Here is a 26404-nt window from a genome sequence, read left to right on the forward strand (position 1 = left end):
AACCTGGCAATACATACTAAATTATCATGGCAGAGGCTCAAAAAACAACAAAAAACCTCCCGCTTCAATTCGTTCTAAAGCGGAGGTTGTTAAACTCCATACCGTCCTATTCGTTTGAGCGTCTCTCGTTTATATGGATATCACCTGAAGACCGGCTTTCTCCATTCCATGTATATACGATCGCTGAACCCTTTTTCCTCTGCATCTATCTCGGATTTGCGTTCAATCTCCACGAATCCTAATTTCTGATATAACGATAGCGCGACGTGGTTGCTGTCGGTCACTTCCAGAACATAACGCTTGTATGGCAGCTCCTCTTTGACATGCTTTATTAAAGCGGTGGAAACGCCTTTGCCTCGTACTTTCGTAGTAGTTGCCACACATTCGATATAACCCGTTTCCTCATCATAAGGCAGTGCCGGGTTAAATTCGTTCTTCATGACGTTATATGCAAGCTCCCCTGTCTTGTCTCCAAAAGCCTCCTGAAGCGGAGCTAACTCGACCGGCATGGCCCGCTGCCTATGATGGGAACAGGCTAAAATCCCGATAATGACGCCCTGGACCTCAGCCACATAAAACACCTCAGGACTGAACAGACTCCGGAAGGCTTTCTTTAACGTGCTTCGATCCTCGGTGAAATAGGACAGTTCGTTATAATACCCATCAACAAACACTTCCGCCACTTCCTCGCGAACGTCTCGTTCATAATCTGCCATTCTTCTAATCGTAATGGAGTACATCATGTTCTCCTCCTGTCAAAAATGTAATCTGCGCTTCATATCCTTTCGGAATCCCTTATCTGCAATCAGACACATCCCGCCGAACGTTAATAAGGCATATACGGCCGTCGCAACGGCTGTCCATAATATGTGCGACATGCCGACGGCATATAGTAATAAGGGCACAAACCCAAGCAAGATCAGGGTTAACAAGTAACCTGCGAACTCACGCCAGCGCATTTTTCTGGTGCAGCATATAACGGTAATCAGAAGGGTTGCCGCCATCATCAGGAACGGAATGACGTAACCGGTCGACCAGTAATTCGTACCCGCTGCCACGTTAAGCCATAGCAGCATGCCGGACAGCCCGAGCAGCTGTACGACGATTTTGCCGCCGAGGTGCGACTTGGACATCAAGGTATGTCTGATGAACAGCCATGCATAGAGCACGCAGGGCATGAGGTACAGACTCCACCATACTTCGTGATCTCCCAGAATATTTATAAGTAAAGATAAACCGATGACAGACACTGCAATGAAAGTAAGCCACTTGGATAACAGACTGCTCGCACGCTGCTCCTCTACAGCCTCATAGATGGGGTACCAGGAATTCCCTGTTGATGGTGCATCGCCCTTACCATGTAAATTTCTCCGGCATAAGGGACATGCTGCGTGCGCCGGGTCTACGGATACCCCACAGCTCTCGCATCTCATGCGCCCATCCCCCAATCATTGCTGACAATCCTTATATCCAACCCGCTTAGGCTGGCAAGCTGGCGAAAAAAGTGCCTGATCACATCACTCTCGACGATATTCCTGGCAAAGGTGATGGTAAGCTGGTCATTGATCGAACTGACGGCACAGTTCATTGGACTCTTGGCCGTAGGATACATCGTGGTTTCCATTGATTCGATATGCGCAGCCATACTCGCTGGGATATCGACTCGGCCCAGATTGGTAAGCGTAAGCGTTTTGGCTTCTTCACCGTAATGGTCGAACCCATAACGAATCGCCAGATCCTTCAATTTCAGCGGCGTGAATCGGGATATCAGGTTTTTCTCGTATTTCATGCTGCCGGCCATCGCTTGGGTTAGATTAGACTTCGTCGTTTTCTCTTTCATCTGTGCATGCACGATACCTTGTACCTCATCCAATGTCATGCCTTCCTTCATCTGTACGCCAATGTTAATGACCGCAAAAAAGTTGCGCAGGCTGCTCGAAGGAAATATTTTACGCAGGTTCACCGGCATGCTGATCACAATCGGCCGGTTATCGTTGTTGAAGGGCAACGTCGTCTCATAAACCGCCATAATCAAAATCGCTGTCAGGTAAGCGGTGAGCGTTACTCCCTTCTGCTTGGCCGCCCCATTCAGCCGCGAGGCGTGAATCATGCCGTGGATGACGTTGTGTCCATACGGCGAGAATCGGGTACCGGGAATTTGCAGGGCCTCCGGCATTCTGGAATCGGCCGTGGCCGATGTATAATGAGCTTTAAAGCTGTCTTGTGCCTCGGCATAGCGAGCAAATGAAGCTGGCGGCAAAATCAGACCTTCCTTGTCCTCTACGTTTTCGCCGAGCAGATATAAATACTGGAACACCAAGGTTTTGAGAAACTCCAGTGCCCCACCCCCGTCTGTTAGCGCATGAAAAATCTCCACGCTAATCTTGTTGCCATGATATAAAACCCTCACCAAGCTTCCGCCCTCAGTCGAGAGAGCTGCAGGTGCACAAGGATAGGTGGATTCCGGTTCCACCATCAAACGCGTCTCCTTCTCCCGCAGAAATTTCCAGAACAGGCCATTTCTAAGCTCGACGTTTAATAGCGGGAATCTCTTCATTACGCTATCGAGCGCCTGCTGCAACACCGATGGCTCCACATCACTTGTCAGCATCATGGACAACCGGTAGGTTGATGAGTTCTCCCTTCCTGCAACGGCGGGAAACAGCTTCCCGGCGTGGTCAAGTTTATACCATTCTTCCATCTGTTGCTCTCCTCATTTCTATTAGAACTCCCACTCAGCTGCAATTAACAGGTTTACCTTATGTACGTGGCAACGCCACTTTCACTCAAGCTTCAACCGCAGCCGATACCAAGATGGCATGCCCCTCTTCATGTAAAGGCCGCTTATCCGCCATTGAAAATCGCTTCATCAACGATGAGCGGGTATGTATTAACATCATGGGAACGAGTAATTCCGTTCTTCGATCAATCCGGTTCTTGCCATCCGGGTGCATCACGGATAACAGCATTCGCAGATAGGACGTGGTCAGCTTCTGGAACAAGTCCGGTTTCATCGCTTGATGCTCAAAACCAAGACCGTGCGTTAATCCACGGTGCAGCAAAGTAATCCCAACCAATGCGCTGACCTCGCTGAACTCGGACCGATCTTCATATGCACGGCTAATCTGCAGCATGGACTTTCTTGCAAGTCTTGCTATTTTCAAAGCCGCACGATCCGGCCCTTCCGATCGGATTAATTTGAGAATCGTTTCATTGTCCAAATGCAGCTCGCCTACCAAATCTCCATTCTGAATGACCGTTGAGTCCTCGCAGACGATGCGCTCTCCTCGATGCTTCTTAATCATGACTGTGCATATGCCAAATCGCGAGATATGCGAGCTGCGGAACCTGGAAATGAAGCTGAAGATACGTTCCCACATCATCCAGGAGCTTTGCATGACGGTTTTAAGTAATTTTCGCAGCAGATGGAACACCTCACTATTTTTTAGTTTGAAAATGTCATTCCATGATTCTCCAGTAATCATCCGTTAATTTCATCATAAAGAAGATCTGCACAAGTTCACACCGTCTCAGGTACAGAGTTGCTCTCGGTCTCAAGACGGAAATGCGGGTCAAAACAGTTGCTGGCTAGTGACTTTGTATGCAAATCAGAACAACCTTTGGTCTGCACCAAAGGTTGTTCTGCCTTAACGCTTATATCATCAACTCATTAGCCTCTCTCTGTCCCAGAGTGCTCCGCTTTCCCTATCAATCCATAATAAAACAAGCGATCGATATCACGAAGCATGGTAGGGCTCGCTTGTGTAATGAATCCCGGTCGTGCCAGCGCCTCCTTAAACACTTGAATATAAAACAATGCCGCATCTATCGAAATTTCTGGATCAATAAAACCCTCCTGCTTGCCTTGCTCAATCAATTTCACAAAAAAGGGAATCGTTCTCTCCTTGTAAAATGCCTCGATATACTCTTGAACAGACGGTTCATTGCTGATTTGAATAAAATCCGAGTTAATCTGATCCATGCTATTCATTCGTCCCCTCAGCAACAACTCCAATTTCTCCTGAAAAGGGATGGGCTTATCGAGCAGCTGCTCATACTCGTTCATGATATTACTCATATAATCGATATACGTCATCCGGATAAGCTCTTCCTTGCTGCCAAAATAATTATATATGGAGACGGGGGACACGCGGGCGTGTTTGGAGATTTCTGCAATGCTTGTCTTTTCAGCTCCGTATTTCCTGATCAAATCGAAAGTTGCCTTCATAATCTGTTCTTTTTTCTTCACTGTGCGGAGTTGATAACCGTTCATATACTCACCTCTCGGATAAAACTATACGGAATGTTTTGTAATAATGCAATTCATATATTTCAAAAATATCTTGATCATTTATTCTTGAAGGAATATTATGAAATATATGAGTGATTTTATTACAAATCATACAAAGGAAGTGTGATTATGAACCGTATTCGTATTCCTGGACCCGACTCCGCCCTTGGCTGGAGGATCAATATGTTTCATTTCATCCGCAGTCCGTTCGCATTTCAGCAAACATTATTTGAACAGTATGGTAAGCTCGCTGCCCTGGGGAAAAGCCACAAGCCTTCATCTGTCTTTGCGTTTGGACCCGATCTGAACCGTCAAATCCTATCCAATCCGAACTTTTTCGAGATGAGCACGGCTCTTGTCAAAATACCCAAAGACACCGTAATGGGGGATTTATTCTATCATAATCTTCTATTGATGAGCGGCGAAAAGCACAAACAGCACCGTCGCCTGATCCAGCCCGCCTTTCTGCATGGGCAAATTGAAAAATACGGTCAGGACATGGCATCCATAACGGAACTATTGGCAGACGAATGGAGAGGACGTACCCGGATTGACATCAACACCGAAATGAAAAAGTTAACGCAGCGCATCGCCCTTAAGACATTATTCGGTGTTCATCATACTGAAATGATGGACTCCATGGGGATGCTGATCAATCGGTTTACGAAGTCTTTTTTGCTTACCACCCTCGCTCCCATTAATCTTCCCTTCACACCATATCGTCGATCTCTTCGTATTGCACAACAGCTTAATACTCAAATTCGGTCCATGATCCATGAGAAGCGGCAGGAGTCAGATGCAACGGATGTGCTAGCCGCACTAATTAGAGGACATGATGAGGATGATTTTGCATTATCGGATGAGGAATTAGTCGGGCATGCATTCTCAATCTATACAGCTGGTCATGAAACCACTGCAAATGCGTTGACTTGGACATTTTTTCTGCTGATACAGCACCCGGACATTTATGCGAACGTAATGGAGGAATTAAACGCCGTGATGAGTGGAAACCATCCGACTCGGGAGGAACTGAGCCGACTCTCCCTGCTGGACCATGTGGTTAAAGAGAGTCTTCGTTTACTTCCTCCAGCAAGCATCGGCACCCGCATTACGGCTGCGCCTTGTGAGTTGAATGGTTATGCCCTTCCGGCGGGAACGAATATCTTTTTTAGTCAATTCATTACCCATCGTCTCCCGGAGCTTTACGAGAGTCCGAATCAATTCAAACCGCATCGATGGGAGACCATTAAACCTTCCGCATACGAATTCTTACCATTCAGCGCAGGGCCTCATATGTGTATAGGCTGGCACTTCGCCATGCAAGAACTTAAGATTGTCCTTGCTGTTCTTCTTCAACGATATCAATTTTCATTAGTCCATAATGCCAAAATCACACCGAATCTGATGATGCGACCCGTTCACGGCATGCCTCTACGTATAACTTTGAAGAACGGCAAATTTGAACGGGTTGACGTACGTGGTACCATTCATCGGCTTATCGAATATGGAGTAGATCCTGCTCCCCTTCAAAAATAATAACCTGCCACGTCTCTGACATCGGTTCTAATCGATTTTTTTCGTAATATTAAAAAGTAAGCGCTTCATATTGACGCAAAATGTTTGCTCACAGGATAAGCAAGCCATTGTAACTGCCGTAGAGTCCATTAGGTTTACATCATACTGACAAGGATGTGACTACAAAAATGCTTTCACATTTACGTAGGTGCGGGCTTTTGTTGCTGGCGGCAGTTCTGATTTCTACAATCTGTATCCCGCCTCCCCACGTTAAGGCAGCAGCGTTAATTACTATTGATTCTCATCAGGACGGACAAACGCTTCAACCGGGTGTGGCTGAGTTATCCGGAACCTACTCCGGCGTGTATGAACTTCAGCTCATCGTTAACGGTGCATTTGTGACGGATGTTCAGATGGATGACCCGAATGGCGATGACAGTGGATCTTGGTCCTACAAACTGGATACAAGTCAGTTGGACGGTCCCGTCGAAATGGTCCTTAAAGGAAATGATGCGGTTACGCGTTATGGTATCTGGTCCCCTTGGATTCACCTTAATATCGATAATCCTGCAGCTCATATCCCGGAAGTGCAGATTACCAGCCCAAGCGAGCATACGTTGCAGCGCAACAAAATGGATATTCACATATCTGCAGCGGGTAAAAATCCGATAGCCCAAGTTGAGCTCCGCATCAACGGAGGCGATTGGCTGCAGGTCTCCCCTGCCAAAAACGGATATAAATATACATTCGATTCGCGTCAATCCCCTCACCAGGTTCACAGCCTGGAGGCAAGAGCAACCGATTCTTACGGCAATACAGGCTATAGCCTTACGGTCTATGCAAGAACAGGGGGGAGGCCTCCGGCTAACCAAGGCAAACATCCCGCGACGGTTACGGATGCTGTCTATATGGATCTTGCCAACTCAACTCCCGTTAACGTAATAAATGATGTATACGATCCCTCCGCGACGAATCCTGAAACGGTGACCAGCAACGCCTATGACCCGGACCCGCTGCCGGATCAGGATCGTGCGATCTGGATCTGGGAAAATGCTTCCTACCCACTAGTACTGAATCCAAATTCCCGAGCGACCCTCTCTTCCATGGCGAAGGATACAACCACCTTTAATCAACGTCCGATTACAACGCTTTATTTGGCTGTAGGGCAATATGACGGAGCAAAAATGCTGGAGGATCATCGAAGTGAGGTTCAACAATTCATCGAGTGGGCTCACTCTCAAGGTTTCTATGTTCAAGCGTTGATCGCCGGCGGCACCTCCCCACCTTACTTCGGAGCCTATAGTCGGTATCAGACTCAAGCCGTAAGAGAATTTGAGCAAATCTTGAATTACAATTTGGCTTCCGGCGAAACGGCTCGCTTTGATGGCGTGAACCTGGATACCGAACCGTATATCCTGCCGGATTTCAAAACAGCAAAGCCTTCTGTTCAGATTCAGTACCTGGATATGCTGCAGCTTCTGATGGAACGTAAACAGGCATCGGGCCTTACCTTGTCCGTCGGCGCGGCAATTCCAAGATGGTACGATACTTCTGCTGACGCCAGCAATATCTCATGGAACGGAAAGACGAAATGGCTGTCTGAGCATATTCAGGACACGGCCGATTATATCTCGATCATGAATTACCGCGATCAAGCCGATGGCAGCGCCGGCATTATCGCACAAGCGCTAAACGAGCTGGCTTATGCAAATACGATCGGCAAACCGAAGTCGGTTGTGATCGGAGTCGAGACGAAGGACATCGCCGATGGCGGGGATCCGGAAACCATCAGCTTCCATGAAGAAGGTCGAACTTATATGGAGCAGGAGTTAAACAAGGTTTATGATGCTTTTCTGAACGATTCAGCGTTTGGAGGCATTGCTCTCCATCACTACTCCTCGATCGTTGATTTTCCAAGCGAATGGGGACCTGGCGGCTACGCATGGCAGCCTCCTGCTGACCATGAACCGCCAAGCACAGTCAGTGGAGCAACAGCGGCCACGTTTGATTTTCAACGGATTAATATTACTTACAATATGGCGATGGACAACACCGCAGTAAATGCATATCGGATCTACCGCGGTACCGAAGCCGACTTTGAGATCGGGCCCGCTACTTACGCCGGAATCTCTAAAGGACTTTCATATAAAGATACCGGGCTGCTGCCGAACACCACCTATTATTATAAAATCACGGCGGTCGATATCAGCGGCAATGAAGGAGCTCCCAGCGCGGGTGCCTCAGCAACAACAGCGCCATCCACAATGAAACCGATGGTCATTGATCAGATGACCATCACCTATTCTGCCGGTATCGCCAGAGTAACCATGCAGATGGTCGATAAGGAAACAAGTCTTCCTGTTTCAGCCAAAATCAGCGGACGGTTCACCCATATGGCAGGCAAATATGTTAATGCCGCGACAACTGCGGACGGCGTGTTCCAATCGCAGTCTGAGCTCATCTCCGTATCCCAAGGCGAGATCGGCTTCCTGCCACGGCGCATCATGGCCGACTCCTATTACTGGGCCAGTGCTTATGACCAACTCCCGTACCCGACGGTGATATGGGAGCCTTGAGATTCAGATATACAGCGATTCAGAATACAGCAATACGTATGCAGATCATGCCTCCGAGATCCCTGTTGCCCCCAGATTTCTTAAGATCCTATGACAAGGTTGAAATCAGGGGACAAAGGGGACCGCTTTGCTTCTACAGCATGATTCCGCCTTCTCCGTTGGAGAAAGGAAACCAGACAAAAACCTCTCTTAATAATGAAGGTGTATACCGCCACATATCAAAGAGAGGTTTTCTTGTTTTATAAAAAATCTACTTAAGTTGTACAAATATCATTCATGTTAAGGCAGCGTGTTCAAGAATGGTTTCACTGTTTTGGCAAGCGTGTAATTCGTGGTCGTATCCCAGTTAATGGACCAAGTCATCGCTCCCCGTATATCGGGGTATTTAGCAACCGGTTTATAACTTCCACAGCTGTTTCCGGTTGCTAGACAATTTAGGGCATTATTTACGACGGTTGGAGAAACATATCCGCCTCCAGCTGCTGCTGAGGTAGCAGGTACTCCTAATCCCAATTGGGAAGGTGATACCCACTGCAGCGTTAAGTCCGAAAGTGCCGTCAGGAAATCAACCGTGCCTTGGGAATAGCATTTACCGTCACGGCCTAGCATGCATCCAGAATTATAATACTGGACGTTAATTACCGTTGTTATATCCTTCAGATTGTTATAAAGCTGCATATAGGAGGTATTTGGATTCTGCATGTCTATCGTTTGGGGAGCCATCGTCAGAACAAAATCATTTCCTACTTTTTGCTTCAGTTGGCGGATCGCATTGGTTAAATTAGGTACATTCATGCCATGCTCCAGATCGATGTCTATCCCATCAAGCCCAAATTGAGTGATGATGCCGTACATGCTGTTCACAAAGTTCGTTACATTCGGGGATGGATTATTCAAATTAATGTTCCCCAATTCCCCTCCAATGGATATGATGACCTTCTTGCCTTGAGCGCGTTTGGCCTGAATATCCGCAATCAGTTCGGCATTCGTGTACCCGCCAAGGGCTGCGGATAGCGCAGAATCTACAGTGAAAGTGACACCACCAGGGTTAGCAGGATCCATCTCGGCAAACGCTAACACAATGATGTCGTACTGATCAGGTATATCTCTCACTTTTAACTTGCTCGCACCATTAACAAAGTTCTGCCAGTACCCTGTCAATATATGCTTCGTCGGCTGGGGACCTCCTGTTCCCTCTGAAGTGGTTGCATTCACGATCGCACTGGCAGGCGAAAGGTTGCCGGCAGCATCCTTAGCAATGACCTTAAAAGAATATGTCGTGTTCGGTGAAAGACCCGTTATTGTCGCTGTCGTACCGGCAACAGAAACGGCAATGGATGTGCCTTGGTATACATCATATCCTGTCACGCCTACATTGTCCGTAGATGCCTGCCAGGATAAAGTAACGCTTGAAGAAGTGACTGCGCTTACAATTACATTCGTAGGCGTTGTCGGGGCTGCAGTATCATTACCTCCACCACCTTGAACAAACTGCCACAATGCAGGCACATTGGGCGGTTCCCATCCGGGTAATGAGGTATGAGCTTGAATAGCCTTATATGCTTTCCCATCGTACGTTACGTTGTCGTTAACGGCATAAGATACATTGGGTGCCCAAGCGCCCCGGTCTGCTGCAGACACCTCAAGTGGAAAAAAGTTCAACACCATAGACACGACAACCAATAAAGGCAACATCATCACTCTCGATTTGTCCAGCACTCTGAATAAACCCTTTTTCATCCATTAATCCCTCCTCAAAAAATAAATTGATCATTCAGCTTCAGCCTAACTTGCGTAAGACGACATCACCTCCCTTATGAAATCTTCTTGTTAATTCTTTAAATCCAGATCGATGTATTTCACTTACTCAATTATGATTCATTTACATATTTCGTAAGTTGATTTATATGTAAAAAATTTACTTTATATGTTAATTATTATCAATAGCTCGGAAGGATCAATCTGTGTATGTAAGAAGATTTTCAAACAAGATATGCCTAAGACTAGGCAACACAAAAACAACCGTCCTCCTTGTAATGTGTTCAGGAGAACGGCCGCTTTGATCATTGTATGTAATGTTGTACTGACCCAACTCCTCGAGAAGCTGCACTACGCATGCGATCATGCTTCCGCCTTCTCCGTTGGAATTTGGAAGGCATGTACCACGCACCAGCATTTGACCTCTTCGCCATCAGGTAAACAGTCAGTTCAGTGTTGTATTCACATTGTAAAGCCTGCCTTGCGATTATTTTCAAATTTCAATATCCGCATCAACAAAATATCGCCCCTTTACCCCGCCGATCACTTTTTTCAGCTCGCCCAGTACCCGCTTCTCTTCCTCTGGATCGGTCCACCAATTGTCCCGTCTCCCAAGAGAGCGATGGTCCGGACACCATACATACTCATACCAAGGGGGCATAAAGGTCCTGAGCATCAGTTGGCATCGGCGCATATGTCCAGGTGCACTGACGAGCAAGAGTCGATGGATTCGTTGTAACCCCAATGCCCGATCAAGCACGGTTAGGGAGGCCATAATGTTTTCCTTCGTATGGTTGGACATCGTTTCAATAAAAATGGATTCTGGCAGAATGCCCATTTTTATGGCTTCATCCCGCATCATAACCGCCTCGGGCTGCTCCCACTCGCCAAATCGATCTCCACCCGTGAATAATAGATACGGGGCGCGTCCGGCTGTGTATAATTCAACCGCTTTCCATACCCGGTCCAGGTTTTTTCCGCCAAACACAAAGATACAATCACCAGACTGCGTACCATCATCAACTTCCGTTTCCGCTCCGAACACCACCGTTGTGATCTGTTCTCTCGTCAATATCTCTGGATTCATCTGTGAGATCAGCAATAAAGAACCCTCCCGTTGTCTCATGTTCATCAAAACCCAAGCAATGCCTGGCGACTTCATATCGATAAAACTGCAATAGCTTTGCAGCGTCTGGAGTCCTCCATGTGAACGGCAGCCGCATCCGTTAGGAAACTCTATACTTAATCTTTAATCTACAGGTTTAACACGCTTTGCCATGATAATATCCGGTTTTCCTATTCCGTTCGCATCTGGTATAACACCGACGATTGCAAAACCTAACTTTCTATAAAAGTTCGCTGGATGATCTAAACTTTCAAAATTGGATAGGTGTGCCGGAGTATCATGATACAAATTCACGTTAGATAGACTGGTTTGATTATACTCATCATCCGTACCCAATATGATGGTTATACCTCCACGTTGGTAGACCTGACGTTCAAAATCGATTACTAATAGCTTGCCAAGACCTCGTATTCTACTATCTTTTCTAATAACTAACGGATGAAGTTCCCACACATTACCGTCATATTGGCTTCTACCTCCAATCCACCCGATAACTTCATTATCTACATTAACTAATACTCTACTAATAGAATCATCACTAATTGATTCGAAAACTTCACGTATGGCAGATTCTATTGAGGGCCATGCCTCAAAACTCTCTTGCAGTAATCTCGCTGTTTGATTTATCTTATCAGTATCCTTTTCTAACAAATCCATTATGATCAATGTAAGTACTCACATCCTTCTTTAGATTTTAAAATTCATCTCATTCCATAATATTATTCAAAAAAAGACCAATCACACGATCGTCCCATACCTGTACTTCTATATATCGTTCTGGTCCTTGATCCCCGTCTTTATTCCATTCTTGCGGCCAACCATATTCGTCTACCAATCGGAGAATTTCGTTCTTTAAGTAGACCTTCCCTCTGTAAGGCTTGTCGTCTTTAAAGCGCATCGTGGGAAATAAGTCACCATAAGTAAAACTAATCATCTCGGGATCAACATCATCGAGGGGATCTTAACTTCCCTCCCGCTCTGATACCACTGCTTAATCCATTCGCAAGGGCCAAGTGTCATGTAATGTGGATATTTATTTGTCGGCCGTCCACCCTTGGCTATAAATAGATCTCTGGCACGCGATTCTAATCCGCGTCGGATTACGATATAATCATCCCCGCGTTTACTCGCAAACATATTATTATTTTGTTGGAGCCTTCTCTGTACTTGCTTCGCTTCTTCGATAGATAGTGCAGACAGATTTCGAAAGGGACCGGTTGCTGCATCATAATAATGATATAAGAATAATTCCACGGCTTCTTCCTTTCCTCGATTACAGCGATATTATTTCGCTCGTAGATTTAAACCCCACTTATGTTTCTCCGAAGTCTCCGAGACTTCAAATATCAGCCCGTCCATGGTCAACTTACCCTGATTCCATTTTAATCTGGATACTTGTACTTGTTGATCTGTTGACTGCAAATTTATAGAATGATCTGGAATCTCCATCTCAATCTCAACATCATTTATTATTCTGACCTTGGATTTATGAGAAGAAATAACAGGAACTCCACTTCCATAAATCATGTAGAGACCATATTTTTGATTGTTTTCTTCATAAAAATACACCCCCGTCCCCCTTGCCTCCCACTCCCGATTTTCAATAGCCGTCCATATTACATATTCATTCTTCATCCATTGATTAACATGAAATAATAAAAACACGGAAAGGACGACAACAAGGATAAGTAATAATTGTTTTTTCATAGGCTACTCCACATTATTAAATAGGGAACTTCTTTCGTATAACACGACTTGTGATTTAACGATTTTCACTCGCGATTCTCTCCTTTTCACCCTCGATGTAGTCATATACTTTTGAAATCTCATCTTCGTAGTTCTCTTTAATTTCAAAATAAGGGACATCTGATGCTAAACACTTTTCACGGAATTCATCATGCTCCAGTATATAATCAGAAATGGTTCTTTCTTCAGGATAGGTACGTGTTTCGATTGCATTGCGATGTTGAATGATGTTGGATTGGAAGTTTTGCTGGATGTAGGTGGTTGAAAAACCCAAGAATACCGGTATGATGTGGGCTGAGTAGGATGGCTCGATATCTTGAAGATGGTGAGGCAGGATGTAGCAGCCTTCAATGATTAGATTCTGGTTATTCTCTATGTTCGTCTTGATGATCTCTTTGAGGATCGGCCATAATTTTTCACCGATAAACTCTGCTGAATCCAGGGGGGTGAAACCGCAGTTCATATCCGCTCTGTATAAGCCCATTTTCAAATGATCGATCGAAAGATATGGAACGTGATACCTCTCGAGCAATTGTTGAGCCATATAAGTCTTACCCGTGCAGCTGTTCCCGCTGATTAATATGATCATATTCGTTATAGTTCTCCTTTAAAGGCAGAGGCATCAATTCATTAGGCAAAAATCAGCTCTTTTTTTATACTTCTCTTTTTTATTCGTTCTATAGAACAAGCTGATATGGGTTGCTTGAAATTCTTGTACTGAGTTAACATACGACTCCATTTCCTTCTTCATTTCAATGATGGAGTCAGAAACTACGGATTTTCGAGCAATCGTGATATGCGGTTTGTATAGTTCTAACTCAAAACATCTCATGAGTTGTTCCTGATTGGGGTTAAATATGGATACGAGTCTCTTATGTAGTTCTATTAATTCATGGGAACTCACTTCTAAATAAAGAACATCCATATTCCCGAAATAACTCGGGTCTCCTACCCGTATTGGGAATTCGCCAAATTCAGAAATCACCTTTTGACACGGCGGTAGCCACCCTATATCTTCCGTGAGTCCACATGATGCTTTTACCGTAATGTGGGGTCCGGAACTTTGATGACCATTATACTTGTCTCTTAATCTCATAATTTTACCGTAAATATCCAAAGGTGGGACAATTCCGAAGTAATACTCCAATAGAAGGGCACCTCGCTTTTTAGCTATTGGGGTCCAAGATGATATTATTGCAAATGGTAATATCCTCTACAAAATATACTATTCTTAGGTTTAATAAGAATTAAAAAAGAATTTATGATATCAGACGATGATATGATCGTGTTAAACCAACAAATTTATAACATGAGTGATCTCATAAATCCACTCATATAAAGTGAAGCCATAGCTGGAACTATAGACAACATGATAAGGGGAAGACTCATGAATAACCAAAACCTCTTTTTAGATAGGGGAGCATTTGTATTGAGCCAAAAAAATATGCCGCTAAAAGTCAAACTTATATCACCAAGCCTATAAATAACTATAATGTGAAAGAACTCGTGTATCATGAATATACAAGCACTAAATAGGATTAATGTTATATAAAATCCAACACTACTGCTACTGATATTTACTTGATTGGTTGCCGTGATCAATTGTGAGATTATATCTTGGCCAAGAACAAGGCCAGGTGCTAATGCAATACTTATCATTAACAAATATACAAATTTCATATAATGTGTTCGGAACCAAGAATTTCGAATAAAAGGAACCCATGAAGAAAAATCAATATCTGTTGCAGGAAGGTTTTTAAACCATAAAATCATGTGTTACATTCCCCCTTGTCCAATCCAACCGTGATGTCAGCGTGCAGGATTATGACGTGTATAAAAAAATGCGGTGGCACAAGCGTATTTAACGAATACATCCTATACCTTTACCAGCTTAACCCCGAATACCACATATAATTTCACAGTAATGGCCAAGAGACAGCAGGGATATTTCTAAGCTGCGTGAATGCAGTTGTTAAATCCCCCTATAGTCTGTTGGCATTATTAAATCTATGTATTCCAAATCCCTTAAAATCTGAAGAAACTATTGATTCCCTAATTGGACATAAATTGGGTGTAAACCTTAATTCAATTCCCTTGCTTAAAAGTCTCTCAACCAGTCTATCAACCTTCACTATCCCCACTGGCTTTACGGTTTGATAGGAAATATAATAGCCTGCAGTTTTATCAAAAACTTCAAACCCCTCGTCTTCAAATTGGTACTTGTACAACGTTTGTTGATTGATTCTTGCGTACCAACCATTTTCTACAGTTACGATAATGTCAGCCAACGTGTTGTTAAAAAACAACTCATTGTTTCTCTCACTGATATCCTCTGTTCTTCTACATACAATTCGCGGACAATCCCTTGGGAAGTAATATGAGAATTCATGTTCCGCATCTATTGCCCACACCACTGCCGGAAAGTCCGGTCGGTTCTGTTTTTCTCGTGGGATGAAGATTTCAATATCAGCCTCTTCGCTAAAATGAAAAAGCATTCATGCACCTCATTTTATATATGTATTTCATTAATTTCGTATACTTTAATCACTTACTAAACGCGTCACAGTTTCACTGACTCAGGTCTTCAGGCAATCCACCTAGGTACATCTCCGTAGCATTCGAATAGGTTTCTAGTGTTTGAATAATGACTGGATGGGGCTGTGCGTAATTAATCTTATAATCCTTCTCACCATATTCTTCCCTAACAGGAAAGGCTAATCTCTCCTTATCTATTGAAAACTGCGCATTAATGCCTTCCTTATTTCCTCTTGCGTCTAAACGTATCCACCTGTCATGCTCCCTCAAATACACAGTATTCAAAGCATGCAAACAGTACCCATCCTCGGGTTTATCGAATAGGGTTAACCTTTGGTAACAAATGCCTGAAGGTATACCCATTCCTCGCAGTATTCCTGTCAACAAATGAGATTTCGCATAGCATATGCCATGTCCTTTGTTCAATACTTCAGAGGCCTTCCTTGTTACTTCTTCGTTTTTAATATCAAAAGAATGATCAATCTGATCGCGCACAAATTCAAATGCTGCCTGTATTCTTTCGATTTCAGTCTCTTCTGTAAAAGATAGGATCACAGCTTGTATTTGAGCATCAAAATAATCAATATACTCAGATGCCTGCAAATAGGCTTCCAATTGTGCTAACTGCTTCATTATTTCTCCCCCTAGTCGTATAACAGAATTTCCCTGCCTATCTTCTATCGTATTCACGACATTCAAGAAGCTCAAACTTCGTATCGACAGGCATTCCTTTTTATTACAGATATTTTTTGAATGCTCTACTTGAATTACCGTCATATCCCAACCTATCGTAAAATTCATGAGCCTCAGTCCTTGAACTTCCACTTGTAAGAAATATCTTTAAACAGTTCTTCTGGGCGCATAAACCTTCGATATATTTCATTAATTCTGAACCATATCCCTTTCCTTGTTGTGCTCTTGAAATAATAACTCTTTCTACAACACCAAACGGCCTGGACCCCACTAATGCGTCCAAGCAGAGATGCAAATGAGCAGTTCCCACAATCTTTTGCTCTAGTTCGTAGACGAATAAGAAGCTATTCGGATTATTTTGGACTTCACTTATTCTTTCATTTGACACATATATTTCAGTGTTGCTAGGTAATAACTCCTTATATAATTCCTCAATTTGTTCTGCATCTTTTGGTTCCGCTTCTCGAATCATTGTTTTTCTCCTTTCCTTTCTTAAGCTGATTTCATATAAAGTTTCCATGTTTACGACGTCAACCCAACTTTAAGCGAACGTAAGTGAGCGGCCGTGATGGGTTAGATGGTACGGGCGTGTCCGCCCGCATCACCTCCTGCTCGATCCAGGTCTTGAGGCGGACCAAAAGGCGCATAACGTGTTATGTGTGGCCAGTAACCTCCATTAAACTCTTCACACATTGCTCTTAACAAGTTTTTTTAGGATTAGTCTAACAACTTCTTCAGTTCCTATACGGTCCGTTTCAATATGTTCTAGAAATCTGCTATCCTTAAATGCAAGTAAACCAGCCTCTGTATGTGTCTGATACCAAGTTCCAAAATGGTCACCACGTCCTTCAATTCGCTTTTTGATTGTTTCTCCTGACGCAATGAGACAAAAATGAAAGATCAAAGCTTTTAAATCCATTTAATATGTATTCGAAATGATCAGCTTTATAAATCGTCATCGGAACAATAAGATGTTTCTTATACTTATTCATCAATTCATGAGCTGTATTAACAGTGAGGATTCTCCATAATTCCAGATCCTGAAAATCATCAGTTCGTTCTTCTTCACATCTTGTTTCTTCGTTAATGATTTTTCTTAACATGTATCCGATTTCTTCAGGATCATAAATCATGCTATTTGAGATTAAGGATTGAAGCATGTTAGCTGCCGAAGTCTTGCCAGAGCCGAATGTACCATTAATCATGATAATCACATAATCACCCCCCATAGGTATGGATTTATATCTACGAATGATAAGTTGCTAGCTGCTACCCCTTCTACCCCAAAAACCTATTAATCTTCATTTTAATACCATCCGGTCTTTGTCTCTCCATGTTTATAAATTCTTACTACATCCGGGTCGTAATTAACTGGAGTATCTGAAAAACAAAACCATATTGGAGCTTTTGATGTTGGAAGTATAGTCGCATCTCTTACTGCCTGACCCTTGTATTGGATTTTTAAATTTTCAATATCCCTATCATTTATTACACCAAACGTTAGCGAAACAAGTTCATCATTTCCAGATATCTTAGTTGGTAAGTTTGTGAATGCTCTTGTAAGGATATGCTCGGTTTCATTAAATTGTTTACTACCAAACCCATAAATCCACTGATATTTTGATCTTTTCTTAGTTGCTATGCCAACCGACAAAATATCTTCTTTACCGTAAAAAACAATGCTGTATCCTCTATTCTCAGTAATATAATATATTTCATCATAAACAATGTTTGAATTAATCATCGCTTCTTCTATTGATGTGTAGTCATTTGGTCTATCCTTTTGAAAAATAAATATCAATGCTATCAATAAAATAAGAATTATAAATACACTTACCTTAATCTTCAGATCGTTCACCTCTTTATGGCGTACACAACTTCTCGGAGATCTATAATCCAACTAAGTACCCACTCGACTAGTCATAATGTGATCAAAATTTTCTTGTAATTAATCGGAATCTTTGAAGCTGTTAAGTTGTGGGATGATATACACTCATGGTCTTCCGGGAATAGATTGTATTTTCCTGATTCTGTTTCCAGACCAGTAGCCCCCTAGCGGTCAAAGCTCGGCCCTCAGCCGAGGCCAGCGTGAATATTACGTTATCGGAAGTCTATGTCCTCATCGAAATTTCAACACATTCCTTTACTGTTCTTTCAAGAATATCAATGACTTCTTCAAATTCAAGAATTTCCAACTCTTGTTCTTTCGCCTCATCTTTCATTGCAAAGTCATTTTCTATATCCTTTACTAATTCTGGCAGGTATCTATAATCAATCTCTTCTATCTCGATGGACTTGACTTCCATCGGTCTATATTCAATGGAATAATAATCAATCAATTTTCCATTGAGTCTCCAAAAATCTCTATAATACTTTAACTGCGCTTCTTTTTTATCCGGTTGAGGCAACCACTTTATTTTCTTGTAATAAATTTCTTCAACCCATATAACATCAGATATTAAATGAAAAAAGTAACCTAGATAAAATGGTTCTCTCATATATCTCAGATATTTCTCATGAAATCCCAAATAATCGGCAAATATTTGTCCTTCATTATTGGTCCTTACGAAATGAGAAATAGTTTTAGGGGTTTTCATATTTTTATTCACATCAGGAGCAATGCCACCTAAGAAAAATTGATCATCATCAATCTTTAATTCTTTAGCAAGACGGGCAGAAATACAATAATGCATGATTCTAGATCCCATGTTATTCTCCTTTGCATAGAGTTCTCATAACGTTCTTGTATGTAATCGAATGTCACATTCATATGCTACTCTCAAAATCATTTCCTTATTACTCTTTACTACAATCAGTTTTTCTTAGGTGATAAAAAGATAATTACATCTGCTTCTTCAAAGCTTCGTCCCGCCCACTTGCGATATACCCCTTCAATAATCCACTATTCTTTATTTAAGGTTTTCAAATACCCAAAATACTCTTTCCAGGTTCACTTCTTTTTCCAATTGTGTTATCATAATTTACAAAGAAGCCGAGTGCGGGAACACTCGGCTGAACAATTGGCTTGGATGGTTTATTCCCTTCTAAGCGATCAGAATAAAGACCCACCTTCGGCGCTAACCTTGGGGTGGGTTTTTACTTTCTCTTGTTGTTCGAATTGATGTATGTTAAAAGTGCAAGGATAAACGATCCAAACAGAAACATGATCGTCAACGCATCTTTAATTTCCATGGCTTCACCTCCTTTCGAAGGGAAACCATGCCCACCCAAGATTCAATTGTCTTTCCTTATTATACCATCATCTACCAATGAGATGAAGAACGATTGTTCGGTTTTTTTACTCAATCTTACATCCGTTGATTTCATCTAACGTTGTAAGTATTCACGAACCCGAAAGGCTTAAAGGAGCGAATGCGACTATTGTGCGGCATGAATTTCCGATAACTCCATATCCACGAACTTCGCAAATCGCCATCGCAATGAGAATCCACGAAGTTCATAGACACTACTGAGCTCACTCCATTTACCGAAACTCTAGATTCCCACCATCACATTCCCGCCACACACTGGAATATATGCCCCGGTAATAAACGACGACAAGTCCGAAGCCAGGAATGCCACGGCATTGGCAATCTCCTGGTCCGTTCCGCGGCGCTTCAATGGAACGGAGGCCTCATAGGAGGCGCTGTGCTCGGTTCCGTTCTCCCGATCGCGGTCGCTGATCGTCCAGCCCGGCGCGACCTGGTTGACGGTGATCCCGTGCTCGCCGATCTCTTTGGCGAGCACGCGGTAGACACCGTCCATGCCGCGTTTTCCCGCAACATAAGCCGATTGGCTCGGGAAGTTTTGGATCGAACATTCGGTATTGATCCCGATGAACCGGCCGCCTTGACGCTCGATCATGGCAGGAACAAAAGCTTTCGCCAGGTAGACGCTTTGCATGACACAGGATTGGAACTGACTCTCATAATCTTCCGGCGCTTGCTGCAAGACGGATGTCCATTGATAGGATTCGACGGCATTGGCAACAATGATATGGGGCAGCACGCCGAAGTGTGCAAGCACCGCATCCCGCATGGCATTCACGGAAGCTTGATCCGTCACATCGGCTTGCACCGGGAAAGCCCGTCTTCCCATCGACTCTACTTCGCGCTGAAGCTCTTCTGCCTTGGCTTGGCTCCCCCGGTAATGGATAACCACATCCGCGCCGCATTCCGCCAAGGTTCTGACCATGACACGCCCTAATTGGCCTGCGGCTCCCGTAATTAACGCAATTTTATCCGTCAAATCCATCTTCATTGTTCATTCGCTCCTCTACCGTTTGACTGGTTATTTTCGCCTATCATACCATAATCACCTACCGCCAGACATGACAAAAAAAGACCAGAATCGAACTCCTGGTCCTCTGCCTAAACCTATCATAATCTATCTAATCCACGGATCACGGATCCTCTTCTAAACTTGCCAACCTAAACCTTAAGGTTCAAAACCCTTCTGGCTCACAAACAACTGCTCCTCCGGAAACTCCCGGCTAAATCGATAGTAGACCGTTCGATAAGCAGCGGGGTCGTACCATTCCTGCTCCCCAAGCTCCTCGTACAGAGCCTGAACAGGCAGTCTTTTCGTACGTTTCCCGCCACTGCCATCCCCCATGAAATAATCGTCGATGCACACGCGATGAACGAGCGGCCGCAGGATCTGCGGGAAAGCCTCCGTGCTCGGAAGCACGGGGGCAATAGCTGCCTGAGCGGGAATCCCCGCGTCCCTCAGCAGCTCGAGGGTTTTCAGTCTCGCTTGGATCGGCGGCGCTGACGGCGTAAAATGCTTGCGTATCTCCTCGCGGTCCGTCTCGACCGTCATGCTTACCCGCACGCGTTCTCCCAACTGCTGCAGCAGATCAACATCCCGCCGGACCAACGGACTGCGCGTCTGTACGAGCAGAAAATCCGGGGGTTCGCTGACCATCACCTCAAGCAATGCGCGTGTCACTTCTTCCTTGGCCTCAACCGGCTGGTAAGGATCGGTGCTGGAAGACATGAAAATCGTGACAGGTCCCTTGGACTTGGCACGCTTCAGTTCTTTTCGGAGGATAGCAGCAGATTCAACCTTAACGTCAACCCAGCTTCCCCATTCCTGATTGCGGAATATCGATACCGGCATTTGCCGGACATAGCAATAAGAACAAGCGAAGGTGCAGCCCGTATACGGATTCAAGGTATGGCTGTATCCATTCAGGAATCCCGTTCCTTTATTGAGCAGGGTCTTCGGCGTTTTGTAGAGCACTTCTTGTTTCACCTGGGACACCCCATTCCTACACTTTCTTCTATTATACTATTTCTCTCCTCACATCCCATAATGAATGAGTGGACACACGCGCCCCTCTACTTGGCATCATGAAAAATAATCCCGAGGCTGTATCGGGTCCCCGACGTAATGGTGCCGACGCCATGCCGGAGCGTGGTCCGGTAATACCCTCGCGTTCCCTGAACAGGACGATGGTTGGTCGGAAAGATTAGACCCGCTCCTTGTTCCAACGTGATCACATGTCCCCGGCTCTGTGCCCGCGGCCGCTGCTCGATGAGCAGAAACTCTCCTCCCGTGTAATCGACTTCCTTCTCATTCAGAACAAACACTACTTGAAACGGGAAAAATTCATCTCCGTACAAATCCTGATGCAAGCAATTATAGCCGCCCTCTTCATATTTCAAAATCAACGGCGTCGAACGCTCTTGCCCCTGCGCATGGCACATGCCAAGAAACTCATCCAAGCTCACCGGATACCTCTCCTCATGTCCAAGCTGCGTCAACCAGCGGTTAGCGGTCAACGCTAGCTCAGGATAAAAGCCTTCCCGAAGCTGCTGCAGTGGTTCTGGCAGCGGAGCTTGATAATACTTGTACTCTCCTAGCCCAAACCGGTGCCTAGCCATATTGATCGTGCTGCGAAACCGCTCCTCTTCCGAATACGTGTTGATAATCTCCGCACACTCGTCAGGCAGCAGCACCTTTGGAACAACCGCATATCCCTGCTCATCCAAAGCTCCTTGTATCCCCGTCCAATCGAGCCCTGCTATTCGTTGCGGCAATGAATTAGGCATTATTCACCTTCTCCCTCATCCTGGATCGCTCACCCTCAAGCTCCAGCAGCCGGGTCTTCATGGCAAGCCCACCGCGATACCCCGTCAATGCACCGCTTTTTCCAATTACCCGATGACAAGGCACGGTTATCAGCAGCGGATTAGCGCCTATAGCCGCTCCTACAGCTCGAACAGCTGCCGGCTTTCCAATCTGGTTGGCGATGTCCGAATACGTGAAGGTTTGTCCATACGGGATCTGGCACAGCGCATTCCATACCGCCATTTGAAACGCGGTCCCCTTATAATCCATAGCCACCTCAAACCGAGCGCGTTTCCCCTGAAAATACTCCACCAACTCGGCAGCATACGGCTGCATGGCTTCATCGTTCTGCACGAGTTCACAGCCAGGGAATTTCGCCTGTACCCAGTTCTCCAGCTCTGTTAAAGGTTTATCCGGTGATCCGACGTAACATAAGCCTTGCTCCGTCGCCGCGATGTATACGTTCCAGTTATCATGACACAGTTGGGTCCAGTTAATGGTAATCGAATGATTGGATTTCATGATCTTGCACCTCCGCATTTGTATTTTTTAAATATTGCGCGCGATAACTAAGGGGCGTCATCCCCGTCTTCTTCTTAAACAACGTGATAAAATAAGCCGTATTCTCCATGCCCACCTTATGGCCGATATCCGAAATGGCCAAGCTGGAATTTGTCAGGAGCTCCTTGGCCTTGCCGATCCGGTAATCCTGAATGTATTCCATCGGGGTCTGACCTTTGACGCGCTTAAATATCCGGTGCAGATGGTACGGACTGCCGTGGCTCACATCGGCCAAGACATCAAGCGACAAATGATCTATATAGTGTTTATCGATATACTCGGTGACAAGTTCAATCCATTCATGGTCCGGTAAACGCTCGCCCGTCGGCTTGCACCTTTTGCATGGCCGGAAGCGCTCGGCTTTCGCTTCATCCGCCGATTGAAACACGCGCACATTTTCAAACTTCGGGGGTCTGGATTTACAGGATGGCCTGCAGAAAATTTTCGTTGTCTGCACTGCATAGAAAAACTTGCCGTCACTATCCTTGTCGTTGTTGATAATGGCCTTCCACTGGGCTTCGGTCGGTTGTATTCGGTTTGCCACGTTTCCTCACCTCCGCTAACATTATAACCACAGGATAATCCTGTTGTACGCTTTTTGGAATAGAAGAGCAAGATAACAAAATTATACGGTCTGCGTTTATGGTACAACTAGTATAGAAGAGTTCAAGCGCGAAAGGAAACGATGAAGATGCAGGAGCCAAACCACAACCATGACGATAAGCCATATACAATGGAGAATCATCTCCCCCGGGCCAGCTGGGAAGATCATGCCGGAGCCATCAGGCTGTTCGTACCGAAGGAGTTCAGTTTTACGGAGAACCTCAATTATTTGCAAAGATCGCCGAACGAATGTCTTTATCATATCCGGAATGACAGCATCTACCGGGCTATCCCACTTGAGGGTGACATCGCTGTGATTGAAGTCAGCGCGGAGCCTAAGGCGCAAGCCATCCTTGTTCGGTTTTTGGGGAATACGGCCCCCTCCGATCCCTGCAAGCGGGCGGAAGTAGCGGGTTATGTCCGGGACTGGTTCGATCTGAATACCGATCTCGTACCGTTCTATAACATGGCGGAAGCAGATCCATTGCTCAGTCAAGCCGTTCAATCCTTCTATGGACTTCGCAACATGGGCATTCCCGATCTGTTCGAAGCTTTGTGCTGGGGCATCCTGGGGCAGCAGATTAACCTGGCCTATGCCTATACGTTAAAAAGACGTTTCGTTGAAGCCTTCGGCCGCCGCGTGGAGTGTGAAGGAGAGGTTTATTGGATCTTCCCGAGACCTGAGGACATAGCACATCTGTTTGTTGAAGACCTGGACGGGCTTCGTATGACCGTAAAAAAAGGCGAGTATCTTATTGGAGTCGCTCAGCTTATGGTCGAAGGGAAATTGACGAAGGAGCAGCTGCTTGAAGCAGGCAGCTTGAAACAAGCGGAGAAACAATTAGTCAGCATCCGCGGGATCGGACCGTGGACGGCCAACTATGTGCTGATGCGCTGTTTGCGAATGCCGGCTGCATTTCCTATCGATGATGTCGGTCTGCACAATGCCATCAAACATCTGCTCGGCTTGGAGGCGAAACCGACGAAGAAGGAAATACTGCAGCTATCGGCAGCATGGGCGAACTGGGAATCCTACGCCACCTTTTATCTGTGGAGGTTTCTTTATTAATAGTCCAAACGAATAAAGAGGAGGTCTCCCACTTCTGCCATGACAGACAGCAGGAAGACCTCCTCTGATTAGCACATCGCTGATTCGAGAATCAACTACTCGATGAAATACAATTTGCCGTCAACCTCGAGTGAGATCGCGGATTGCGACAAATCGTCCTTAAGCTTCTTCGCATAGTCCACCACTTGATTAAGCGAGTCCTTATCAAGCTTCTCGGCAAACGCGTACACGATCGTTACTTTTTCCTTGATCAGGGTTTTGTTATTGTCCACCCATGCCCCTTCGCCCGGAATCGCAGTTGCCCCGCCAAACCAGCCGGACAGCTTCGTCAGCGTTTGGTCGACAAACTTCTGATGAGCTGCATCCGTAATCGGAATGTCACCCTTTACCGTTGAAGGCACGTAAATCTTAACGACATGATCCAAGTGGAACTGATCGTTCAGCGCGCTCTGTGTAATGGCGGTTGCCGTTGGATTGCCCTCTGCGCTGAAAGACTGCTGAACCGGTACTACGATAAGTGTTAACAATAATGCCGCTGCGAATGCGATAAGCCAACCTTTTCTCTTCATGCCCATTTCTCCTTTATGTATGGTCTCGTGTCCCGTACAAGCATGGCATTTCTGTTGTCCAGTGCAACCTTCCTGCCATCCGCACGATACAGACTAGCACATATTATATACTGGCCTTTTCTTATCAGCTATGGGACATACGGATTATATTATGCGGAATCATGCAAAAAAGCCGATATTCCCGATAAACAAACTACGAGAATTCGACTTTTAATGAATACATCGCTATTTTAGCGTCCCGATCCAAGATAAACTCTCCACTGATCGATGATCCATACTTCCATTCAAAATAGCTTGAACATCATGCAGCGTATCCTGCAAATGCACCCGCTCGCCCGGTAAACCGGTATAAGCCTCCGCAACGTAAAAAGGCTGCGTCAGATACGCCTCAAGCCGTGCTCCCCGCTCATAAACCTCTGTCTCGGATGCCGGAATGGCCTGCAATCCTCGTACTTGAACCAGTGAACGCAGCTCGCGATAACGGCGCAGCAGCTTCTGGGCCCGCTGTTGGACCGCTAAATGAACCTGCTCCAGGTGCACGCCTTCCGATACGGAAGAGGTAGAGTATAACGGGTTTACGGCAGGAAACATATGTCTTGCCGCCAGATCGGCATCGAAATACCACAGTGTCTCCAGCGGGCCGTAAGGCATGTCTTCATCCACAGCCGCACCTTTGAGGTCCACAAGAAACGTCGTGATGTGCTGTATGCCCTCTTCTTGAAAACGTTCCTGAAGATCATAGATTTTGCCGGTCAAGACGTGCTCCCTGTCCGCTGCAAACACAATCTCATGATCGGTATTCGCATTCGCCACAATGGAATAGGTTTCTTCTATAGAATAAGCTACCCGTTCTACGTCATTCAGCATGTCCTGCAGCTCTGGATATTCGCCTTCCGGCTTTAGCAAAATCGTCATATACCCTTCCTGCTTGAAGTGATGAAACAACTCACCAAGCAGCACCAGTTGGCCCATTCCGGGACGGGCGACCAGACCTACGGTACCCCCTTTTGCCAAAGGAGCAAATAGATCAAGCGGTTTGATGCCGGTTTCAATCATCTCCACACTTTCTCCACGCAGAATCAGTTCATCCAGACTGCATTTTGCCAGAGATGCCAATGCGGCAATGGTGCGGACTTCCGCCCGACCAACGGGAATTTTCCCTGTACATAGGTTGGAGACCGTGGCCGGCCGTAATCCCACGGATTTGGCTGCGCTGGTCAGGTTCGGAACTCTTTGTCGTAAAAGTGATACATTCAGCTTCAGATTGTCCAAGTGCGTACACCCTTT

Annotated in this window: 30 protein-coding genes and 1 pseudogene; 4 read left to right on the forward strand and 27 right to left on the reverse strand. The window is 45.1% G+C overall.

Annotated elements, in window-relative coordinates:
• Positions 1 to 140: 140 nt before the first annotated feature.
• The 5 genes from BJP58_RS06405 to BJP58_RS06425 all read right to left on the reverse strand — a co-directional run bounded on the left by BJP58_RS06405 (position 141) and on the right by BJP58_RS06425 (position 4273).
• A complete protein-coding gene (locus BJP58_RS06405; RefSeq protein ID WP_336245446.1) occupies positions 141 to 743 on the reverse strand; it encodes a GNAT family N-acetyltransferase in 603 nt (200 codons plus the stop codon).
• Between the two features lie 12 nt (positions 744 to 755).
• On the reverse strand, positions 756 to 1433 hold the full coding sequence (locus BJP58_RS06410) for a DUF6320 domain-containing protein (protein ID WP_194543274.1): 678 nt from the start codon (positions 1431 to 1433) through the stop codon (positions 756 to 758).
• On the reverse strand, positions 1430 to 2701 hold the full coding sequence (locus BJP58_RS06415; RefSeq protein ID WP_194543275.1) for an alcohol acetyltransferase: 1272 nt from the start codon (positions 2699 to 2701) through the stop codon (positions 1430 to 1432). Before BJP58_RS06415 ends, BJP58_RS06410 begins: the two co-directional genes overlap by 4 nt.
• A gap of 85 nt (positions 2702 to 2786) precedes the next feature.
• Positions 2787 to 3485 (reverse strand): YkoP family protein, encoded by a 699-nt coding sequence (locus tag BJP58_RS06420; protein ID WP_442953954.1) that lies wholly within the window; start codon positions 3483 to 3485, stop codon positions 2787 to 2789.
• A gap of 185 nt (positions 3486 to 3670) precedes the next feature.
• The gene (locus tag BJP58_RS06425) at positions 3671 to 4273 is read right to left on the reverse strand and encodes a TetR/AcrR family transcriptional regulator (RefSeq protein ID WP_194543276.1); all 603 of its coding nucleotides are present in this window, start codon (positions 4271 to 4273) and stop codon (positions 3671 to 3673) included.
• A 147-nt stretch (positions 4274 to 4420) separates the two neighbouring features.
• On the opposite strand from BJP58_RS06425, the gene BJP58_RS06430 reads away from it, so the two are divergent.
• Together BJP58_RS06430 and BJP58_RS06435 are read left to right on the forward strand one after the other, a co-directional pair.
• Positions 4421 to 5827 (forward strand): cytochrome P450, encoded by a 1407-nt coding sequence (locus BJP58_RS06430; RefSeq protein WP_194543277.1) that lies wholly within the window; start codon positions 4421 to 4423, stop codon positions 5825 to 5827.
• A gap of 200 nt (positions 5828 to 6027) precedes the next feature.
• A complete protein-coding gene (locus BJP58_RS06435) occupies positions 6028 to 8382 on the forward strand; it encodes an Ig-like domain-containing protein (RefSeq protein WP_233354988.1) in 2355 nt (784 codons plus the stop codon).
• A gap of 279 nt (positions 8383 to 8661) precedes the next feature.
• Here the strand turns inward: BJP58_RS06435 and BJP58_RS06440 are convergent, their stop codons facing one another.
• The 8 genes and pseudogenes from BJP58_RS06440 to BJP58_RS06475 all read right to left on the reverse strand — a co-directional run bounded on the left by BJP58_RS06440 (position 8662) and on the right by BJP58_RS06475 (position 14785).
• Complete coding sequence (locus BJP58_RS06440) at positions 8662 to 10122, reverse strand: chitinase (RefSeq protein WP_194543279.1); 1461 nt, start codon at positions 10120 to 10122, stop codon at positions 8662 to 8664.
• 511 nt (positions 10123 to 10633) lie between these two features.
• A complete protein-coding gene (locus BJP58_RS06445) occupies positions 10634 to 11242 on the reverse strand; it encodes a YdcF family protein (protein WP_194543280.1) in 609 nt (202 codons plus the stop codon).
• 147 nt (positions 11243 to 11389) lie between these two features.
• Positions 11390 to 11923: a GNAT family N-acetyltransferase gene (locus BJP58_RS06450; RefSeq protein WP_194543281.1), complete on the reverse strand. Its 534-nt coding sequence runs from the start codon at positions 11921 to 11923 to the stop codon at positions 11390 to 11392.
• A 49-nt stretch (positions 11924 to 11972) separates the two neighbouring features.
• Complete coding sequence (locus BJP58_RS33555) at positions 11973 to 12200, reverse strand: hypothetical protein (RefSeq protein WP_233354989.1); 228 nt, start codon at positions 12198 to 12200, stop codon at positions 11973 to 11975.
• A 350-nt stretch (positions 12201 to 12550) separates the two neighbouring features.
• Positions 12551 to 12973, reverse strand: coding sequence for a hypothetical protein (locus BJP58_RS06460; RefSeq protein ID WP_194543282.1), 423 nt, complete (start codon positions 12971 to 12973; stop codon positions 12551 to 12553).
• A gap of 55 nt (positions 12974 to 13028) precedes the next feature.
• Complete coding sequence (locus tag BJP58_RS06465) at positions 13029 to 13556, reverse strand: 2-phosphoglycerate kinase (protein WP_233354990.1); 528 nt, start codon at positions 13554 to 13556, stop codon at positions 13029 to 13031.
• A gap of 78 nt (positions 13557 to 13634) precedes the next feature.
• Positions 13635 to 14159 carry a 2'-5' RNA ligase family protein gene (locus BJP58_RS34240; protein ID WP_194543284.1) on the reverse strand — a complete coding sequence of 175 codons (525 nt, stop codon included), beginning with the start codon at positions 14157 to 14159 and terminating at the stop codon, positions 13635 to 13637.
• A gap of 44 nt (positions 14160 to 14203) precedes the next feature.
• Positions 14204 to 14785, reverse strand: a pseudogene (locus BJP58_RS06475) (DUF3267 domain-containing protein).
• Between the two features lie 73 nt (positions 14786 to 14858).
• Between BJP58_RS06475 and BJP58_RS34245 the strand changes: the two are divergent.
• Positions 14859 to 14966 carry a fibronectin type III domain-containing protein gene (locus BJP58_RS34245; RefSeq protein ID WP_426200752.1) on the forward strand — a complete coding sequence of 36 codons (108 nt, stop codon included), beginning with the start codon at positions 14859 to 14861 and terminating at the stop codon, positions 14964 to 14966.
• Between the two features lie 28 nt (positions 14967 to 14994).
• On the opposite strand, the gene BJP58_RS06480 is transcribed toward BJP58_RS34245, so the two are convergent.
• From BJP58_RS06480 to BJP58_RS06530, 12 genes are all read right to left on the reverse strand, one after another.
• The gene (locus tag BJP58_RS06480; RefSeq protein ID WP_194543285.1) at positions 14995 to 15507 is read right to left on the reverse strand and encodes a DUF6886 family protein; all 513 of its coding nucleotides are present in this window, start codon (positions 15505 to 15507) and stop codon (positions 14995 to 14997) included.
• A 73-nt stretch (positions 15508 to 15580) separates the two neighbouring features.
• Positions 15581 to 16180 (reverse strand): transglutaminase-like domain-containing protein, encoded by a 600-nt coding sequence (locus BJP58_RS06485; RefSeq protein WP_194543286.1) that lies wholly within the window; start codon positions 16178 to 16180, stop codon positions 15581 to 15583.
• Positions 16181 to 16283: 103 nt separating this feature from the next.
• A complete protein-coding gene (locus tag BJP58_RS06490; protein WP_233354991.1) occupies positions 16284 to 16760 on the reverse strand; it encodes a GNAT family N-acetyltransferase in 477 nt (158 codons plus the stop codon).
• A gap of 328 nt (positions 16761 to 17088) precedes the next feature.
• Positions 17089 to 17454 (reverse strand): hypothetical protein, encoded by a 366-nt coding sequence (locus BJP58_RS06495; protein ID WP_233354992.1) that lies wholly within the window; start codon positions 17452 to 17454, stop codon positions 17089 to 17091.
• A gap of 92 nt (positions 17455 to 17546) precedes the next feature.
• Positions 17547 to 18098 (reverse strand): hypothetical protein, encoded by a 552-nt coding sequence (locus BJP58_RS06500; protein ID WP_194543287.1) that lies wholly within the window; start codon positions 18096 to 18098, stop codon positions 17547 to 17549.
• A gap of 253 nt (positions 18099 to 18351) precedes the next feature.
• Positions 18352 to 18948, reverse strand: a complete 597-nt coding sequence (locus BJP58_RS06505) for a hypothetical protein (RefSeq protein WP_194543288.1) — start codon at positions 18946 to 18948, stop codon at positions 18352 to 18354.
• 388 nt (positions 18949 to 19336) lie between these two features.
• Complete coding sequence (gene comI, locus BJP58_RS33560) at positions 19337 to 19432, reverse strand: competence inhibitor ComI (protein WP_220091170.1); 96 nt, start codon at positions 19430 to 19432, stop codon at positions 19337 to 19339.
• A gap of 303 nt (positions 19433 to 19735) precedes the next feature.
• A complete protein-coding gene (locus BJP58_RS06510) occupies positions 19736 to 20500 on the reverse strand; it encodes an SDR family NAD(P)-dependent oxidoreductase (RefSeq protein WP_194543289.1) in 765 nt (254 codons plus the stop codon).
• 177 nt (positions 20501 to 20677) lie between these two features.
• Positions 20678 to 21496 carry an SPL family radical SAM protein gene (locus BJP58_RS06515; protein WP_194543290.1) on the reverse strand — a complete coding sequence of 273 codons (819 nt, stop codon included), beginning with the start codon at positions 21494 to 21496 and terminating at the stop codon, positions 20678 to 20680.
• An 86-nt stretch (positions 21497 to 21582) separates the two neighbouring features.
• Positions 21583 to 22296, reverse strand: a complete 714-nt coding sequence (locus BJP58_RS06520; RefSeq protein ID WP_194543291.1) for a 2OG-Fe(II) oxygenase — start codon at positions 22294 to 22296, stop codon at positions 21583 to 21585.
• Positions 22289 to 22837 (reverse strand): methylated-DNA--[protein]-cysteine S-methyltransferase, encoded by a 549-nt coding sequence (locus tag BJP58_RS06525; protein WP_194543292.1) that lies wholly within the window; start codon positions 22835 to 22837, stop codon positions 22289 to 22291. Before BJP58_RS06525 ends, BJP58_RS06520 begins: the two co-directional genes overlap by 8 nt.
• Positions 22809 to 23420 carry a bifunctional transcriptional activator/DNA repair enzyme AdaA gene (locus BJP58_RS06530; RefSeq protein WP_194543293.1) on the reverse strand — a complete coding sequence of 204 codons (612 nt, stop codon included), beginning with the start codon at positions 23418 to 23420 and terminating at the stop codon, positions 22809 to 22811. The genes BJP58_RS06525 and BJP58_RS06530 overlap by 29 nt, the downstream gene beginning before the upstream one ends.
• A 147-nt stretch (positions 23421 to 23567) precedes the next feature.
• On the opposite strand from BJP58_RS06530, the gene BJP58_RS06535 reads away from it, so the two are divergent.
• Positions 23568 to 24548 (forward strand): DNA-3-methyladenine glycosylase 2, encoded by a 981-nt coding sequence (locus BJP58_RS06535; RefSeq protein WP_269468912.1) that lies wholly within the window; start codon positions 23568 to 23570, stop codon positions 24546 to 24548.
• Positions 24549 to 24643: 95 nt separating this feature from the next.
• Here the strand turns inward: BJP58_RS06535 and BJP58_RS06540 are convergent, their stop codons facing one another.
• On the reverse strand, positions 24644 to 25117 hold the full coding sequence (locus tag BJP58_RS06540; RefSeq protein WP_071220445.1) for a DUF3574 domain-containing protein: 474 nt from the start codon (positions 25115 to 25117) through the stop codon (positions 24644 to 24646).
• 225 nt (positions 25118 to 25342) lie between these two features.
• Entirely contained in the window at positions 25343 to 26389 is a 1047-nt protein-coding gene (locus BJP58_RS06545) for an ATP synthase beta subunit C-terminal domain-containing protein (protein ID WP_194543294.1), read from the reverse strand.
• Positions 26390 to 26404: the final 15 nt, after the last annotated feature.

Origin of the sequence: Paenibacillus sp. JZ16, from assembly GCF_015326965.1 — a bacterium.
Lineage (GTDB): Bacteria > Bacillota > Bacilli > Paenibacillales > Paenibacillaceae > Paenibacillus_AQ.

Bases quoted from the DNA above. Each gene is read 5' to 3' on its own strand.
- BJP58_RS06405 (WP_336245446.1), bottom strand. From the start codon at position 743: ATGATGTACTCCATTACGATTAGAAGAATGGCAGATTATGAACGAGAC.
- BJP58_RS06410 (WP_194543274.1), bottom strand. From the start codon at position 1,433: ATGAGATGCGAGAGCTGTGGGGTATCCGTAGACCCGGCGCACGCAGCA.
- BJP58_RS06415 (WP_194543275.1), bottom strand. From the start codon at position 2,701: ATGGAAGAATGGTATAAACTTGACCACGCCGGGAAGCTGTTTCCCGCC.
- BJP58_RS06420 (WP_442953954.1), bottom strand. From the start codon at position 3,485: ATGATTACTGGAGAATCATGGAATGACATTTTCAAACTAAAAAATAGT.
- BJP58_RS06425 (WP_194543276.1), bottom strand. From the start codon at position 4,273: ATGAACGGTTATCAACTCCGCACAGTGAAGAAAAAAGAACAGATTATG.
- BJP58_RS06430 (WP_194543277.1), top strand. From the start codon at position 4,421: ATGAACCGTATTCGTATTCCTGGACCCGACTCCGCCCTTGGCTGGAGG.
- BJP58_RS06440 (WP_194543279.1), bottom strand. From the start codon at position 10,122: ATGAAAAAGGGTTTATTCAGAGTGCTGGACAAATCGAGAGTGATGATG.
- BJP58_RS06450 (WP_194543281.1), bottom strand. From the start codon at position 11,923: ATGGATTTGTTAGAAAAGGATACTGATAAGATAAATCAAACAGCGAGA.
- BJP58_RS33555 (WP_233354989.1), bottom strand. From the start codon at position 12,200: ATGATTAGTTTTACTTATGGTGACTTATTTCCCACGATGCGCTTTAAA.
- BJP58_RS06460 (WP_194543282.1), bottom strand. From the start codon at position 12,973: ATGAAAAAACAATTATTACTTATCCTTGTTGTCGTCCTTTCCGTGTTT.
- BJP58_RS06465 (WP_233354990.1), bottom strand. From the start codon at position 13,556: ATGGCTCAACAATTGCTCGAGAGGTATCACGTTCCATATCTTTCGATC.
- BJP58_RS06480 (WP_194543285.1), bottom strand. From the start codon at position 15,507: ATGCTTTTTCATTTTAGCGAAGAGGCTGATATTGAAATCTTCATCCCA.
- BJP58_RS06485 (WP_194543286.1), bottom strand. From the start codon at position 16,180: ATGAAGCAGTTAGCACAATTGGAAGCCTATTTGCAGGCATCTGAGTAT.
- BJP58_RS06490 (WP_233354991.1), bottom strand. From the start codon at position 16,760: ATGGAAACTTTATATGAAATCAGCTTAAGAAAGGAAAGGAGAAAAACA.
- BJP58_RS06505 (WP_194543288.1), bottom strand. From the start codon at position 18,948: ATGGGATCTAGAATCATGCATTATTGTATTTCTGCCCGTCTTGCTAAA.
- comI (WP_220091170.1), bottom strand. From the start codon at position 19,432: ATGGAAATTAAAGATGCGTTGACGATCATGTTTCTGTTTGGATCGTTT.
- BJP58_RS06510 (WP_194543289.1), bottom strand. From the start codon at position 20,500: ATGAAGATGGATTTGACGGATAAAATTGCGTTAATTACGGGAGCCGCA.
- BJP58_RS06520 (WP_194543291.1), bottom strand. From the start codon at position 22,296: ATGCCTAATTCATTGCCGCAACGAATAGCAGGGCTCGATTGGACGGGG.
- BJP58_RS06525 (WP_194543292.1), bottom strand. From the start codon at position 22,837: ATGAAATCCAATCATTCGATTACCATTAACTGGACCCAACTGTGTCAT.
- BJP58_RS06535 (WP_269468912.1), top strand. From the start codon at position 23,568: ATGCAGGAGCCAAACCACAACCATGACGATAAGCCATATACAATGGAG.
- BJP58_RS06540 (WP_071220445.1), bottom strand. From the start codon at position 25,117: ATGAAGAGAAAAGGTTGGCTTATCGCATTCGCAGCGGCATTATTGTTA.